Origin of the sequence: Streptomyces sp. CGMCC 4.7035, assembly GCF_031583065.1 — a bacterium.
In the GTDB taxonomy this organism is placed as follows: Bacteria; Actinomycetota; Actinomycetes; order Streptomycetales; family Streptomycetaceae; genus Streptomyces; species Streptomyces yaanensis.
In genome coordinates this window covers 5,249,293-5,263,132 of the sequence record NZ_CP134053.1, presented here as the reverse complement: position 1 = coordinate 5,263,132, position 13,840 = coordinate 5,249,293, and the positions used below count along the sequence as shown (strand labels likewise).

Here is a 13,840-nt window from a genome sequence, read left to right as displayed (position 1 = left end):
TCCGCATCCCGCGCGACCGAAATTTCGCAGTTGGCGGTCAGGATTTCGTCACAGTCGCCTTGTTGATCACGACGGTAGCGTTCGGCGCTCCGTCGCCCGCTCCGGTGCTCTCGCCGGCGGCCGCGATCTTCTTCAGCACCTTCATGCCGGCGGCGTCAATGGTGCCGAACGGCGTGTAGCTGGGCGGCAACTGACTGTTCTGGTACACCAGGAAGAACTGGCTGCCGCCGGTGTGCGCCTGCCCGGTGTTCGCCATGGCGACCGTGCCCGCCGGATACACGTTGCCCTTCAGGCTTTTGTCCTTCAGGTTCTCGTCCGGGATGGTGTAGCCCGGGCCGCCGGTGCCGGTGCCCTGCGGGTCGCCGCACTGCAGCACGTAGATGCCGTTGGTGGTGAGCCGGTGGCACTTGGTGTGGTCGAAGAAGCCCTTGCCCGCGAGGAAGTCGAACGAGTTCACGGTGTGCGGGGCCGCCGCCGTCTTCAGCGCGAGGCCGATGTCACCGCATGTGGTCGCCAGCTTCATCGTGTACTTCGCCGACGTGTCGATGGTCATCGCCGGCTCCTTCTTCCAGCTCATCGACTCGACCTTGCCCTCGGCGGGCTTCTCGCACGGGTCCGGCGCCTTGGTGGTCGCCGAGGCGCTCGGCGTCACCTCCGCGCCCGCGTTGGCCTTCTTGTCGTCGTCCTTCAGCACCCCGGTTGTGTACAGCGCCAGGCTGCCCACCAGGACCACGCCGAGGACCGATGCGATCACGGAATTGCGCATGCGTGATTTGCGCCGCGCTTCCGTACGCCGCTGCTGCTGCCGCAAGAACTTCTCCCGGGCGAGCTGTCGCCGCCGCTGTTCCTGGGTGACCACGGGGTTTTCTCCTCATGCGTCTCGTACGCCGACCGTTACGCGTGCGTCTGGTGTGCCGACCGCATGCGCGTGCCCCGTACCGTATATGGGTTCGCTGAGGAATCGGCAGCGCCGGTAGGCTCTGACCCACAGCCAGTCACCCCCGTACGACACAACGAAGGACGATCGTGCTGATTGCCGGGTTCCCCGCCGGGGCCTGGGGGACCAACTGTTACCTGGTCGCCCCCGCCGCGGGTGAGGAGTGCGTGATCATCGACCCGGGCCACCAGGCGGCCCAGGGAGTCGAGGACGCGCTCAAGAAGCATCGGCTCAAGCCCGTCGCGGTCGTCCTCACCCATGGTCACCTCGACCATGTGGCCTCGGTCGTCCCGGTGTGCGGCGCGCACGACGTACCCGCGTGGATCCACCCCGAGGACCGGTTCATGATGAGCGACCCGGAGAAGGCGCTCGGGCGTTCCATCGGGATGCCGCTGATGGGCGAGCTGACCGTGGGGGAGCCGGACGACGTCAAGGAGCTGACCGACGGTGCGAAGCTGCAGCTGGCCGGTCTGGAGCTGTCCGTCGCGCACGCGCCCGGCCATACCAAGGGGTCGGTGACCTTCGGCCTGCCCGAGGCGGCGGACATCCCGCCGATCCTCTTCTCGGGCGACCTGTTGTTCGCCGGCTCCATCGGACGCACCGACCTGCCCGGCGGTGACATGGCCGAGATCCTCGACTCGCTGGCCCGTGTGTGCCTGCCGCTCGACGACTCGACCGTGGTGCTGTCCGGCCACGGCCCCCAGACGACCATCGGCCAGGAGCGCGCCACCAATCCGTATCTGCGGCAGGTGGCCGCCGGCCAGGGAGCCTCCGAGGCTCCCCGACGAGGAATGTGACGAGACTTTCCGTGAGCACCTTCAAAGCCCCCAAGGGCACGTACGACCTGATTCCGCCGGAGTCCGCGAAGTACCTGGCTGTCCGCGAGGCGATCGCCGCCCCGCTGCGCAACTCCGGCTACGGCTACATCGAGACGCCCGGCTTCGAGAACGTGGAGCTCTTCGCGCGCGGTGTCGGTGAGTCCACCGACATCGTGACGAAGGAGATGTACGCCTTCGAGACGAAGGGCGGCGACAAGCTCGCCCTGCGCCCAGAGGGCACGGCCTCCGTGCTTCGGGCCGCTCTGGAGGCGAACCTCCACAAGACGGGCAACCTGCCGGTCAAGCTCTGGTACTCGGGCTCGTACTACCGCTACGAGCGCCCGCAGAAGGGCCGCTACAGGCACTTCTCGCAGGTCGGCGCGGAGGCGATCGGCGCGGAGGACCCGGCGCTCGACGCCGAGCTGATCATCCTGGCGGACCAGGCGTACCGCTCGCTGGGCCTGAGGAACTTCCGCATCCTGCTCAACAGCCTGGGTGACAAGGAGTGCCGTCCGGTGTACCGCGCCGCGCTCCAGGACTTCCTGCGCGGCCTGGACCTGGACGAGGACACCCACCGCCGCACCGAGATCAACCCGCTCCGCGTCCTGGACGACAAGCGGGAGTCGGTCCAGAAGCAGCTGACGGGCGCACCGCTGCTGCGTGACTACCTGTGCGACGCGTGCAAGGCGTACCACGAGGAGGTCCGCGAGCTGATCACCGCGGCGGGCGTGGCCTACGAGGACGACCCGAAGCTCGTGCGTGGCCTGGACTACTACACGCGCACGACCTTCGAGTTCGTCCACGACGGTCTGGGCTCGCAGTCCGCGGTGGGCGGCGGCGGCCGTTACGACGGCCTGTCGGAGATGCTCGGCGGTCCCGCGCTGCCGTCCGTGGGCTGGGCGCTGGGCGTCGACCGCACGGTGCTGGCCCTGGAGGCGGAGGGCGTCGAGCTCGAACTCCCCGCGTCCACGAGCGTGTTCGCGGTCCCGCTGGGCGAGGAGGCCCGCCGGATCCTGTTCGCCAAGGTCACGGAGCTGCGGAAGCTGGGCGTCGCGGCGGACTTCTCGTACGGCGCCAAGGGGCTGAAGGGCGCGATGAAGAACGCCAACCGCAGCGGGGCGCGCTACGCGATCGTGGCCGGTGACCGCGACCTCGCGGACGGCGTGGTCCAGCTGAAGGACATGGAGTCCGGGGAGCAGGTTTCGGTGGGCGTGAACGAGATCGTGGCGGAACTGGAATCCCGCCTGGGCTGAGCCCATCGCCCAGGGGCTCCGCCCGGGGCCCCGCCCGACTAGCGGGGGTCTGGGGGCGGCAGCCCCAGGTACGGGACGGGGTAGGGGCGGCGGGGGCCAAAAACTCACTGCAGTGCAGCGTCAGCAGCGTCAACTCGGCAGCGCCGATTCGTCCTGCCGAGCGATTCCCCTTTTTTCCGAGCCCCACCCGCGAGGGGCCGCGCCGGGCCCGCCCTGGAGCCCCCCACGGTGGTCGTCTCGCCCGCGCAATGGGCCCAAGACAAGGTTCCGGAACCGAACGCTCCGGCATGACCGTGCGTACTTCCTTATGTTCATCGAACGGTGGACACACACCCGGGTGCGGCACAATGACCACTGACCACTGATGACCACTGACCACAGGTCCACTCTCTAGTATCGGAATCGACGTGATGAGTAAGACGACAGTGAAGGACGTCTCCACCGAGTCGACCGAGCCGGAACGCACGGAAGCGCCCCGAGCGGTGGGCGGCAGTCGCGCGTTCGCCCTGCTGCTGGTGATCACCGGTGCGGCCGGTCTGCTCGCCGCGTGGGTCATCACGATCGACAAGTTCAAGATCCTCGAGGGCAAGGTGAGCGGCAAGACGTTCACCCCCAGTTGCAGCATCAACCCGATCGTGTCCTGCGGCAGCGTGATGGAGAGCAAGCAGGCCGCCGCCTTCGGATTCCCCAACCCGATGCTGGGCCTGGTCGCCTACGGCATCGTCATCTGCGTCGGCATGAGCCTCCTCGCCCGCGCCCGCTTCCCGCGCTGGTACTGGCTGACCTTCAACTTCGGCACACTCTTCGGCGTCGCCTTCTGCACCTGGCTGCAGTTCCAGTCGCTGTACCGGATCAACGCGCTGTGCCTGTGGTGCTCGCTGGCCTGGGTCGCCACGATCACCATGTTCTGGTACGTGACCTCGTTCAACGTCCGTAACGACTTCCTGCCCGCTCCGCGCCCGGTGAAGAACTTCCTCGGCGAGTTCACCTGGGTGCTTCCGGTCACGCACGTCGGCATCATCGCCATGCTGATCCTGACCCGCTGGGGCAGCCACCTCTGGGCCTGAGCCAGGCCGAAGGGCCCCGGACCCGAGCACGGGTGCCGGGGTCGGCGGCGTTGTCGGCGGCGGCGGCCTTGTCAGTGGCGTGACATAGGGTTTCAGTGTGGAGCCCGATCTGTTCACCGCCGCCGCAGAAGAACGCCAGGAGAAGGACCCGACCGGTAGCCCCCTGGCGGTCCGCATGCGCCCGCGCACCCTCGACGAGGTGGTGGGCCAGCAACACCTGCTCAAGCCGGGATCCCCGCTGCGCAGACTGGTCGGCGAGGGCAATGGCGGCCCCGCCGGACCCTCCTCGGTGATCCTCTGGGGCCCGCCCGGCACCGGCAAGACGACACTGGCGTACGTCGTCTCGAAGGCCACCAACAAGCGCTTCGTCGAGCTGTCGGCGATCACCGCGGGCGTCAAGGAGGTCCGCGCGGTCATCGACGGTGCCCGCCGGGCCACCGGCGGCTTCGGCAAGGAGACCGTCCTCTTCCTCGACGAGATCCACCGTTTCAGCAAGGCCCAGCAGGACTCCCTGCTCCCGGCCGTGGAGAACCGCTGGGTGACCCTGATCGCGGCCACCACGGAGAACCCGTACTTCTCGGTGATCTCTCCGCTGCTGTCCCGCTCCCTGCTGCTCACCCTCGAACCGCTCACGGACGACGACGTGCGCGGCCTGCTTCGCCGCGCCCTCACCGACGAGCGCGGCCTCAAGGGCGCCGTCACGCTTCCCGAGGACACGGAGGCCCATCTCCTGCGGATCGCCGGTGGCGACGCCCGCCGCGCCCTGACCGCCCTGGAGGCCGCGGCCGGGGCCGCGCTCGACAAGGGCGAGGCGGAGATCGCCCTTTCGACCCTGGAGGAGACCGTCGACCGCGCCGCGGTGAAGTACGACCGCGACGGCGACCAGCACTACGACGTGGCGAGCGCACTGATCAAGTCCATCCGCGGCTCCGACGTCGACGCGGCCCTGCACTACCTGGCCCGGATGATCGAGGCCGGCGAGGATCCCCGTTTCATCGCCCGCCGCCTGATGATCTCCGCCAGCGAGGACATCGGCCTCGCCGACCCGAACGCGCTGCCGATAGCCGTCGCCGCCGCCCAGGCCGTAGCGATGATCGGCTTCCCGGAGGCCGCCCTCACCCTCAGCCACGCCACCATCGCCCTCGCCCTGGCCCCCAAGTCGAACTCCGCGACCACGGCGATCGGCGCGGCCATGGAGGACGTCCGCAAGGGACTGGCCGGCCCCGTGCCCCCGCACCTGCGCGACGGTCACTACAAGGGCGCGGCCAAGCTCGGCCACGCGCAGGGTTATGTGTACCCGCACGACCTGCCGGAGGGCATCGCCAGCCAGCAGTACGCGCCCGACGCGCTCAAGGACCGGCAGTACTACACCCCGACCCGGCACGGCGCGGAGGCGCGGTACGCGGACGCCGTGGAGTGGACCCGCAAGCACCTCGGTCGAAAGCAGCCGTAGCCACCCTGTAGACTTTCTCGAAGCGCTGAGTCCCGTGTCCGGCACCCCAAAATCGGGGGGTCGGCAACACCAGAGCGGGACACCCAGCCGGAACCCCACCGCCGTCAGGCACGGGGATCCAGGAGCGTCGCGCACCGTCGAACGGTGTCGCGGGCAGCCCACCACCTCCCCGGAAGCCCGGGGCAAGGGTCGGTGGGCCACTCGCGTGCTGCACGTATGTGCCCAGACCAGGGAGCGGCTGCCCGGCAGGTCCCACGCGGACCCGCAGGGTTTCCCCGGCTGCGGATGCGACCTCCCCTAACCCTGGTGAAGCCGAATACACACAGAAACACGAGGTGTTTGGTTCATGGCGAACCAGTCCCGCCCCAAGGTCAAGAAGTCGCGTGCCCTCGGCATCGCGCTGACCCCCAAGGCCGTCAAGTACTTCGAGGCCCGCCCCTACCCGCCGGGTGAGCACGGCCGCGGCCGCAAGCAGAACTCGGACTACAAGGTCCGTCTGCTGGAGAAGCAGCGTCTGCGCGCGCAGTACGACGTGTCCGAGCGTCAGCTCGTGCGCGCCTACGAGCGTGCCTCCAAGGTCCAGGGCAAGACCGGTGAGGCCCTGATCATCGAGCTGGAGCGTCGTCTCGACGCGCTGGTCCTGCGTTCGGGCATCGCCCGCACGATCTACCAGGCCCGCCAGATGGTCGTCCACGGCCACATCGAGGTCAACGGCCAGAAGGTCGACAAGCCGTCGTTCCGCGTCCGTCCCGACGACGTCGTGATGGTCCGCGAGCGCAGCCGCGAGAAGACGCTCTTCCAGGTCGCCCGCGAGGGTGGCTTCGCCCCCGACGGCGAGACCCCGCGCTACCTCCAGGTGAACCTCAAGGCCCTGGCGTTCCGCCTGGACCGTGAGCCGAACCGCAAGGAGATCCCGGTGATCTGCGACGAGCAGCTCGTCGTCGAGTACTACGCCCGCTGATCGCACATCCGCGGACGTAAGCCTCCCAGCGCGTCAGCCCGTCGTCTCCCCGCCCTTCCGGCGGGCGGGACGGCGGGCTCCCGCATATCCGGGCCCCAACCGTCCAGCGCTGAGCGGGAGTTGACGCCATGGACACGGACCGCGCCGCTCCGCATACACTCCGTGCCGTCGTCGTACGCAACTCCGGCTGCGCGCGGGCGTCTAATCCGGTACGGACCGGCCGCCCCGGCGCGATAGGCTCGGGGGACGACTTTTCGATGTTCAGGCACGTTCTTAGGGAGCGGGTGCGCACAGTGTCCGGTGGAGAGGTGGCCGGGATCCTGGTGGCCGTCTTCTGGGCGATCCTGGTCTCCTTCCTCGCCGTCGCGCTGGCGAGGCTGGCCCAGACGCTCAAGGCGACCACCAAGCTGGTGGCGGACGTGACCGACCAGGCCGTTCCGCTGCTGGCCGACGCCTCCGTCGCGGTGCGCTCCGCACAGACCCAGATCGACCGGGTCGACGCGATCGCGTCGGACGTCCAGGAGGTCACGTCGAACGCGTCGGCACTGTCGACGACTGTCGCGTCCACCTTCGGCGGCCCCCTGGTCAAGGTCGCGGCGTTCGGCTATGGCGTGCGCCGGGCAATCGCCGGCCGCCGTGAGAGCGTGCCCGCCAAGGAGCCCCGGCGTACCGTGATCGTGGGCCGCACCGTCCCGTCCGCGCGACGGGCAAAGCGGAACACCCGGGAAAAGAGAGACTGACCGAGCGATGTTCCGCCGTACGTTCTGGTTCACCACGGGCGTAGCCGCCGGTGTGTGGGCCACCACCAAGGTCAACCGCAAGCTGAAGCAGCTGACCCCCGAGAACCTTGCCGCGACGGCGGCGAACAAGGCGATCGAGGCCGGCCACCGGCTCAAGGACCGCGCGGTGGGCTTCGCGCTCGACGTCCGCGACAACATGGCTCAGCGGGAGGCCGAACTCGGCGACGCGCTCGGCCTGGACGCACCCGTCGACCCGGAACTCCCCGCACCCCGGCGGTACGCCGCCATCGAGAACCGCAACAACCCGAAGTACATCGAGACCACGACGTACTCGTACAACCGGAATGAGGACCACTGATGGAGTCGGCTGAAATCCGCCGCCGCTGGTTGAGCTTCTTCGAGGAGCGCGGTCACACCGTCGTCCCTTCGGCGTCGCTCATCGCGGACGACCCGACTCTGCTCCTCGTCCCGGCCGGCATGGTGCCCTTCAAGCCCTACTTCCTGGGCGAGGTCAAGCCGCCGTTCCCGCGCGCCACCAGCGTGCAGAAGTGCGTGCGCACGCCCGACATCGAAGAGGTCGGCAAGACCACGCGGCACGGCACGTTCTTCCAGATGTGTGGCAACTTCTCCTTCGGCGACTACTTCAAGGAAGGCGCCATCAAGCTCGCCTGGGAGCTGCTCACCACGCCCCAGGACAAGGGCGGTTACGGCCTCGACCCCGAGCGCCTGTGGATCACCGTCTACAAGGACGACGACGAGGCCGAGCAGATCTGGCACGAGGTCGTCGGTGTGCCCAAGGAGCGCATCCAGCGCCTGGGCATGAAGGACAACTTCTGGTCCATGGGCGTCCCCGGCCCCTGCGGCCCCTGTTCCGAGATCAACTACGACCGCGGCCCCGAGTTCGGCGTCGAGGGCGGCCCCGCCGTCAACGACGAGCGGTACGTGGAGATCTGGAACCTCGTCTTCATGCAGTACGAGCGCGGCGAGGGCACCGGAAAGGACAACTTCGAGATCCTTGGCGACCTCCCGAGCAAGAACATCGACACGGGCCTCGGCATGGAGCGGCTCGCCATGATTCTGCAGGGCGTGCAGAACATGTACGAGATCGACACCTCCATGGCCGTGATCAAGAAGGCCACCGAGCTGACCGGTGTCCACTACGGCGAGTCGCACGCCTCGGACGTCTCCCTGCGCGTGGTCACCGACCACATGCGCACCGCCACGATGCTGATCGGTGACGGCGTCACCCCCGGCAACGAGGGCCGCGGCTACGTCCTGCGCCGCATCATGCGCCGCGCCATCCGCAACATGCGTCTTCTCGGCGCCACCGGTCCGGTCGTCCTGGACCTGATCGACACCGTGATCCGCATGATGGGCCAGCAGTACCCCGAGCTGGTCACCGACCGTGAGCGCATCGAGAAGGTCGCCCTCGCCGAGGAGAACGCCTTCCTCAAGACGCTGAAGGCCGGCACCAACATCCTCGACACCGCCGTCACCGAGACCAAGCAGTCCGGTGGCACGGTCCTCGCCGGCGACAAGGCCTTCCTGCTCCACGACACCTGGGGCTTCCCGATCGACCTCACCCTGGAGATGGCCGCCGAGCAGGGCCTGTCCGTGGACGAGGACGGCTTCCGCCGCCTGATGAAGGAGCAGCGGGAGCGTGCCAAGGCCGACGCCCAGGCCAAGAAGACCGGCCACGCCGGCGCCGGCGCCTACCGGGAGATCGCCGACAAGGTCGGCGAGACCGACTTCATCGGCTACAGCGACACCGAGGGCGAGTCGACCATCGTCGGCATCCTCGTCGACGGCACCTCCTCCCCGGCCGCCACCGAGGGCGACGAGGTCGAGATCGTCCTCGACCGCACCCCCTTCTACGCCGAGGGCGGCGGCCAGATCGGCGACACCGGCCGTATCAAGGTCGACTCCGGTGCCGTCATCGAGATCCGCGACACCCAGAAGCCGGTCCCTGGTGTGTACGTCCACAAGGGCGTCGTCCAGGTCGGCGAGGTGACGGTCGGTGCCAAGGCCCAGGCCTCGATCGACCACCGCCGCCGCAAGGCCATCGCCCGCGCCCACTCGGCCACCCACCTCACCCACCAGGCTCTGCGCGACGCCCTCGGCCCGACGGCCGCCCAGGCCGGTTCCGAGAACCAGCCCGGCCGCTTCCGCTTCGACTTCGGTTCGCCCTCCGCCGTGCCGACGGCCGTGATGACCGACGTCGAGCAGAAGATCAACGAGGTGCTCGCTCGCGACCTGGACGTCCAGGCCGAGATCATGGGCATCGACGAGGCCAAGAAGCAGGGCGCCATCGCCGAGTTCGGTGAGAAGTACGGCGAGCGCGTCCGCGTCGTGACCATCGGCGACTTCTCCAAGGAGCTGTGCGGCGGTACGCACGTCCACAACACCGCCCAGCTGGGTCTGGTGAAGCTTCTCGGCGAGTCCTCGATCGGCTCCGGCGTACGTCGTATCGAGGCCCTCGTCGGAGTGGACGCCTACAACTTCCTCGCCCGTGAGCACACGGTCGTCGCCCAGCTCCAGGAGCTGATCAAGGGCCGTCCGGAGGAGCTCCCGGAGAAGGTCTCCGCCATGCTCGGCAAGCTGAAGGACGCCGAGAAGGAGATCGAGAAGTTCCGCGCCGAGAAGGTGCTGCAGGCCGCCGCCGGTCTGGCCGAGTCCGCCAAGGACGTCCGCGGGATCGCTGTGGTCACCGGCCAGGTTCCGGACGGCACCACGCCGGACGACCTGCGCAAGCTGGTCCTGGACGTGCGCGGCCGCATCCAGGGCGGACGGGCCGCCGTGGTCGCCCTCTTCACCGTCAACAACGGCAAGCCCCTCACGGTCATCGCCACCAACGAGGCCGCCCGCGAGCGCGGTCTCAAGGCCGGTGAACTGGTCCGCACGGCCGCCAAGACCCTCGGCGGCGGCGGTGGCGGCAAGCCGGACGTCGCCCAGGGCGGCGGCCAGAACCCGGCCGCCGTCGGTGAGGCTGTCGAGGCCGTCGAGCGCCTGGTCGCCGAGACCGCCAAGTAAGAAACGGCCAAGAAGATGAGAAGAGGACGCCGACTCGCGATCGACGTCGGTGACGCCCGTATCGGGGTCGCCTCGTGCGACCCCGACGGGATCCTCGCCACCCCGGTCGAGACGGTCCCGGGGCGGGACATTCCGGCAGCTCAGCGCCGGTTGAAGCAACTCGTCGAGGAGTACGAGCCGATCGAGGTCGTTGTCGGACTCCCTCGCTCCCTCAAGGGGGGCGAGGGTCCGGCGGCGGTCAAGGTCCGCGGCTTCGCCCAGGAACTGGCCCGCATGATCGCGCCGGTTCCGGTCAGGCTCGTCGACGAGCGGATGACCACGGTGACGGCCAGTCAGGGGCTGCGCGCTTCGGGCGTGAAGACGAAGAAGGGCCGGTCCGTCATCGACCAGGCGGCCGCCGTGATCATCCTGCAGCAGGCGCTGGAATCCGAACGAGTGTCAGGGAAATCTCCCGGCGAGGGCGTCGAAGTGGTCATCTGATCGCGATACGGTAACGTTCCGCGCGATGCGATGGTGTTCGAACAGCCACCGCACAGCAAAGAGGCGGAACCGGGCCTAGCGTCGCAAACGCCGCGCCATCGCCGCCTCGCGGCTCTAGGGGATCGATGACTGAGTATGGCCGGGGCCCAGGCTCCGCACCGTGGCATCCGGAGGACCCGTTGTACGGGGACAGCGGATGGGCAGGACAGCAGGCCGACGCGGCCCAGTCCCCTTACGGCGGCCAGCCGCAGCACCACCCGCAGCAGCCGGAGCAGCAGCACTACGGTGAGTGGGCGGACGGCCGGCAGGCCGCATACGACCAGAGCCAGCAGGGCTATCAGCAGTACCCGGACCAGGGTCACCAGGACTACCAGCAGCACTCGGGCCAGGGGCAGCAGCAGTATCAGCAGCAAGGTCAGCAGCAGTACCCGCAGCAAGGTCAGCAGCAAGGTCAGCAGCAGTACCCGCAGCAAGGTCAGCAGCAAGGTCAGCAGCAGTACCCGCAGCAAGGTCAGCAGCCGGGACAGCAGCAGTACCAGCAGCAGGGGCAGCAGTACTCCGGGCAGATGCAGCAGCAGTACGGCAACGGCGGCTGGGACGGCGGCGGGCAGGGCCAGGCTCCGTACCCCGCCGACCCGGCTGACCCGTACGGTGCCCAGGCCGGTGCGTACGGCGGGGAGCAGCCCGACTTCTACCAGACGCCCGACGCCTATCCGCCGCCCGAACCACCGAACCGGCGGCGTGCCGAGCCGGAGCCCGAGACCGACTGGGACCCCGGCCCCGACCAGGGCGAACACGCGTTTTTCGCGGACGGCGACGATGACGAAGACGACGTCGATGAGCCCGGCGACCGCCGTGGCCGCGAGGAGCGCAAGGGGCGCGGCGGCAAGGAGAAGGGCGGCGGCAAGGAGAGGAAGCGCCGCAACGGCTGCGCCTGCCTGGTGGTCGTCCTGGTCCTCGGCGGCGGCGTCGGCGGAGTCGGATACTACGGGTACGAGTTCTACCAAAATCGTTTCGGCGCGGCGCCTGACTACGCGGGTGACGGGACGGGCGAGCAGATCACTGTCACCATTCCTAAGGGTTCTTTTGGCTCCGACATCGGGCTGCTGCTGAAAAAGGCCGGTGTCGTCAAGAGTGTCGACGCGTTCGTCGCGGCGCAGGAGGCGAACCCCAACGGCAAGTCCATCCAGGCCGGCACGTACACGCTGAACAAGCAGATGTCCGCGGCCGCCGCCGTCGAGTTGATGCTCAGCCCGAAGAGCAAGAACAACCTGATCATCGCCGAGGGCTGGCGCAACGCCAAGATCTATGCGGCGATCGACGACCGTCTGAAGCTCAAGGCGGGCACCACTCAGGACATCGCCAAGAAGGAGTGGAAGACCTTCGGGCTTCCCGACTGGGCCAACACCAACAAGGACATCAAGGACCCGCTGGAAGGGTTCCTCTACCCGTCCAGCTATCCGGTCGCCAAGAGCATGAAGCCCGCGGACGTCCTCAAGCAAATGGTCGACATGGCCAAGCAGAAGTACGCCCAGTTCGGCATCCAGGCCAAGGCCAAGAGCCTCAACCTGCAGAATCCTCTGCAGCTCCTGACGGTCGCGAGCCTTGTCCAGGCGGAGGGAAAGACGCACGACGACTACCGCAAGATGGCGGAGGTGATCTACAACCGCCTCAAGCCGACCAACACGGAGACGTACCAGCTGCTCCAGTTCGACTCGACCTTCAATTACCTGAAGGGCCAGAGTAAGATCCACATCGGCTTGTCCGAGATCAACAGAAATCAGGACCCGTACAACACCTACACTCATAAGGGTCTCCCGCCGGGGCCGATCGACAATCCGGGCGAGAGTGCGCTGGAGGCGGCGCTCAAGCCCACCAGCGAGGGCTGGATCTATTTCGTGGCGACCGACGGCATGGAAAAGACGGAATTCGCGAAGACCCACGCGGAATTCCAGAAGCTCAGGGACAAATTCAATGACAGTGCGGGAAGGTGAGGCGCGGCGCGCCGCAGTCCTCGGCTCGCCGATCGCCCACTCCCTCTCCCCGGTGCTGCACCGCGCCGCTTACGAGGAACTGGGTCTGGCCGACTGGACGTACGACCGGTTCGAGGTCGACGAGGCGGCGCTGCCCGGATTCATCGAGAAGCTCGGGCCGGAGTGGGCCGGGCTCTCGCTGACCATGCCGCTCAAGCGCGCGGTGATCCCGCTGCTCGACGAGATCAGCGACACCGCGGCCTCCGTCGAGGCGGTCAACACGGTCGTGTTCACCGAGGACGGGCGGCGCCTCGGCGACAACACCGATATCCCGGGCATGGTCGAGGCGCTCCGCGAGCACGGGATCGACCGTGTCGAATCCGCGGCCATCCTCGGTGCGGGAGCCACCGCCTCGTCCGCGCTGGCCGCGCTGTCGCGGATCTGCGAGGGCGAGGTCGTCGTCTACGTCCGCAGCGCGGCGCGTGCGGCAGAGATGAGGGAGTGGGGTAAGCGGCTGGATGTCGAGGTGCGCACCGAGGACTGGGACGACGCCGCACAGGCTTTGCGCGCTCCACTGGTGATCGCCACGACCCCCGCAGGCACCACGGATGCCCTCACGTCCGCCGTCCCCGAGCGGCCGGCCACGCTCTTCGACGTCCTGTACGAGCCGTGGCCCACGAATCTCGCGGCCCGCTGGTCGGCGTACGGGGGAGCGGTCGTCAGCGGCCTCGATCTGCTGGTGCACCAGGCGGTGCTCCAGGTCGAGCAGATGACCGGGCATGCGCCGGCGCCGCTGGCGGCGATGCGGGCGGCGGGTGAACGGGGTCTCACGCGCGCGTGATCGTCCGGGCCGGCAGGGCGCACTGATTTCTTCTTGAGTGATGGTGCCCGCACATCGGCTTGGCGTTCACAGGTGGCATCGAGTAGGTCGACAACGGGATCTTCTGGGACAGCTACACGAGCGGCTTCGGCCACTGCGGCTGACGCGCCGGTGGGTTCCCGGCTGCCGGACACGGCAGCCGGGAGCTCCGCACTCGGCCGATGACTGGCGACCTGGCGGCGTGCGCGTCCGACAGCTGGACCGGCGGCCGGGTCCAGGGCCGGGACGTGGGAGGATCGGGGGTGGCG

At 68.4% G+C, this 13,840-nt stretch carries 12 protein-coding genes; 11 read left to right on the top strand and 1 reads right to left on the bottom strand.

The window, feature by feature from the left end; genetic code table 11:
* Nucleotides 1-37: 37 nt before the first annotated feature.
* Nucleotides 38-859: a peptidylprolyl isomerase gene (locus Q2K21_RS22900; RefSeq protein WP_310774348.1), complete on the bottom strand. Its 822-nt coding sequence runs from the start codon at nucleotides 857-859 to the stop codon at nucleotides 38-40.
* 167 nt (nucleotides 860-1,026) lie between these two features.
* Here Q2K21_RS22900 and Q2K21_RS22895 point away from each other — a divergent pair, with 167 nt between their 5' ends.
* From Q2K21_RS22895 to Q2K21_RS22845, 11 genes are all read left to right on the top strand, one after another.
* Nucleotides 1,027-1,734: an MBL fold metallo-hydrolase gene (locus Q2K21_RS22895; RefSeq protein WP_310774345.1), complete on the top strand. Its 708-nt coding sequence runs from the start codon at nucleotides 1,027-1,029 to the stop codon at nucleotides 1,732-1,734.
* 11 nt (nucleotides 1,735-1,745) lie between these two features.
* Nucleotides 1,746-3,008, top strand: coding sequence for a histidine--tRNA ligase (hisS, locus tag Q2K21_RS22890; RefSeq protein WP_310774343.1), 1,263 nt, complete (start codon nucleotides 1,746-1,748; stop codon nucleotides 3,006-3,008).
* A gap of 410 nt (nucleotides 3,009-3,418) precedes the next feature.
* On the top strand, nucleotides 3,419-4,075 hold the full coding sequence (locus Q2K21_RS22885; RefSeq protein WP_310774340.1) for a vitamin K epoxide reductase family protein: 657 nt from the start codon (nucleotides 3,419-3,421) through the stop codon (nucleotides 4,073-4,075).
* Nucleotides 4,076-4,172: 97 nt separating this feature from the next.
* The gene (locus Q2K21_RS22880) at nucleotides 4,173-5,528 is read left to right on the top strand and encodes a replication-associated recombination protein A (RefSeq protein ID WP_310774337.1); all 1,356 of its coding nucleotides are present in this window, start codon (nucleotides 4,173-4,175) and stop codon (nucleotides 5,526-5,528) included.
* A 346-nt stretch (nucleotides 5,529-5,874) separates the two neighbouring features.
* A complete protein-coding gene (gene rpsD / locus Q2K21_RS22875; protein WP_310774334.1) occupies nucleotides 5,875-6,489 on the top strand; it encodes a 30S ribosomal protein S4 in 615 nt (204 codons plus the stop codon).
* 284 nt (nucleotides 6,490-6,773) lie between these two features.
* Nucleotides 6,774-7,229, top strand: coding sequence for a DUF948 domain-containing protein (locus tag Q2K21_RS22870; protein WP_310774330.1), 456 nt, complete (start codon nucleotides 6,774-6,776; stop codon nucleotides 7,227-7,229).
* 7 nt (nucleotides 7,230-7,236) lie between these two features.
* Nucleotides 7,237-7,587, top strand: coding sequence for a hypothetical protein (locus Q2K21_RS22865; RefSeq protein ID WP_310774327.1), 351 nt, complete (start codon nucleotides 7,237-7,239; stop codon nucleotides 7,585-7,587).
* Complete coding sequence (gene alaS, locus Q2K21_RS22860; RefSeq protein ID WP_310774325.1) at nucleotides 7,587-10,259, top strand: alanine--tRNA ligase; 2,673 nt, start codon at nucleotides 7,587-7,589, stop codon at nucleotides 10,257-10,259. The genes Q2K21_RS22865 and alaS overlap by 1 nt, the downstream gene beginning before the upstream one ends.
* A gap of 15 nt (nucleotides 10,260-10,274) precedes the next feature.
* Nucleotides 10,275-10,739: a Holliday junction resolvase RuvX gene (gene ruvX, locus Q2K21_RS22855; RefSeq protein WP_310774322.1), complete on the top strand. Its 465-nt coding sequence runs from the start codon at nucleotides 10,275-10,277 to the stop codon at nucleotides 10,737-10,739.
* Nucleotides 10,740-10,864: 125 nt separating this feature from the next.
* A complete protein-coding gene (mltG, locus tag Q2K21_RS22850) occupies nucleotides 10,865-12,733 on the top strand; it encodes an endolytic transglycosylase MltG (RefSeq protein WP_310774319.1) in 1,869 nt (622 codons plus the stop codon).
* Nucleotides 12,714-13,553: a shikimate dehydrogenase gene (locus Q2K21_RS22845; protein ID WP_310774317.1), complete on the top strand. Its 840-nt coding sequence runs from the start codon at nucleotides 12,714-12,716 to the stop codon at nucleotides 13,551-13,553. The genes mltG and Q2K21_RS22845 overlap by 20 nt, the downstream gene beginning before the upstream one ends.
* Nucleotides 13,554-13,840 lie beyond the last annotated feature (287 nt).

Coding starts and splice junctions, on each gene's coding strand:
- ruvX (WP_310774322.1), top strand. CDS start 10,275: ATGAGAAGAGGACGCCGACTCGCGATCGACGTCGGTGACGCCCGTATC.
- Q2K21_RS22845 (WP_310774317.1), top strand. CDS start 12,714: ATGACAGTGCGGGAAGGTGAGGCGCGGCGCGCCGCAGTCCTCGGCTCG.
- Q2K21_RS22885 (WP_310774340.1), top strand. CDS start 3,419: ATGAGTAAGACGACAGTGAAGGACGTCTCCACCGAGTCGACCGAGCCG.
- Q2K21_RS22865 (WP_310774327.1), top strand. CDS start 7,237: ATGTTCCGCCGTACGTTCTGGTTCACCACGGGCGTAGCCGCCGGTGTG.
- mltG (WP_310774319.1), top strand. CDS start 10,865: ATGACTGAGTATGGCCGGGGCCCAGGCTCCGCACCGTGGCATCCGGAG.
- alaS (WP_310774325.1), top strand. CDS start 7,587: ATGGAGTCGGCTGAAATCCGCCGCCGCTGGTTGAGCTTCTTCGAGGAG.
- rpsD (WP_310774334.1), top strand. CDS start 5,875: ATGGCGAACCAGTCCCGCCCCAAGGTCAAGAAGTCGCGTGCCCTCGGC.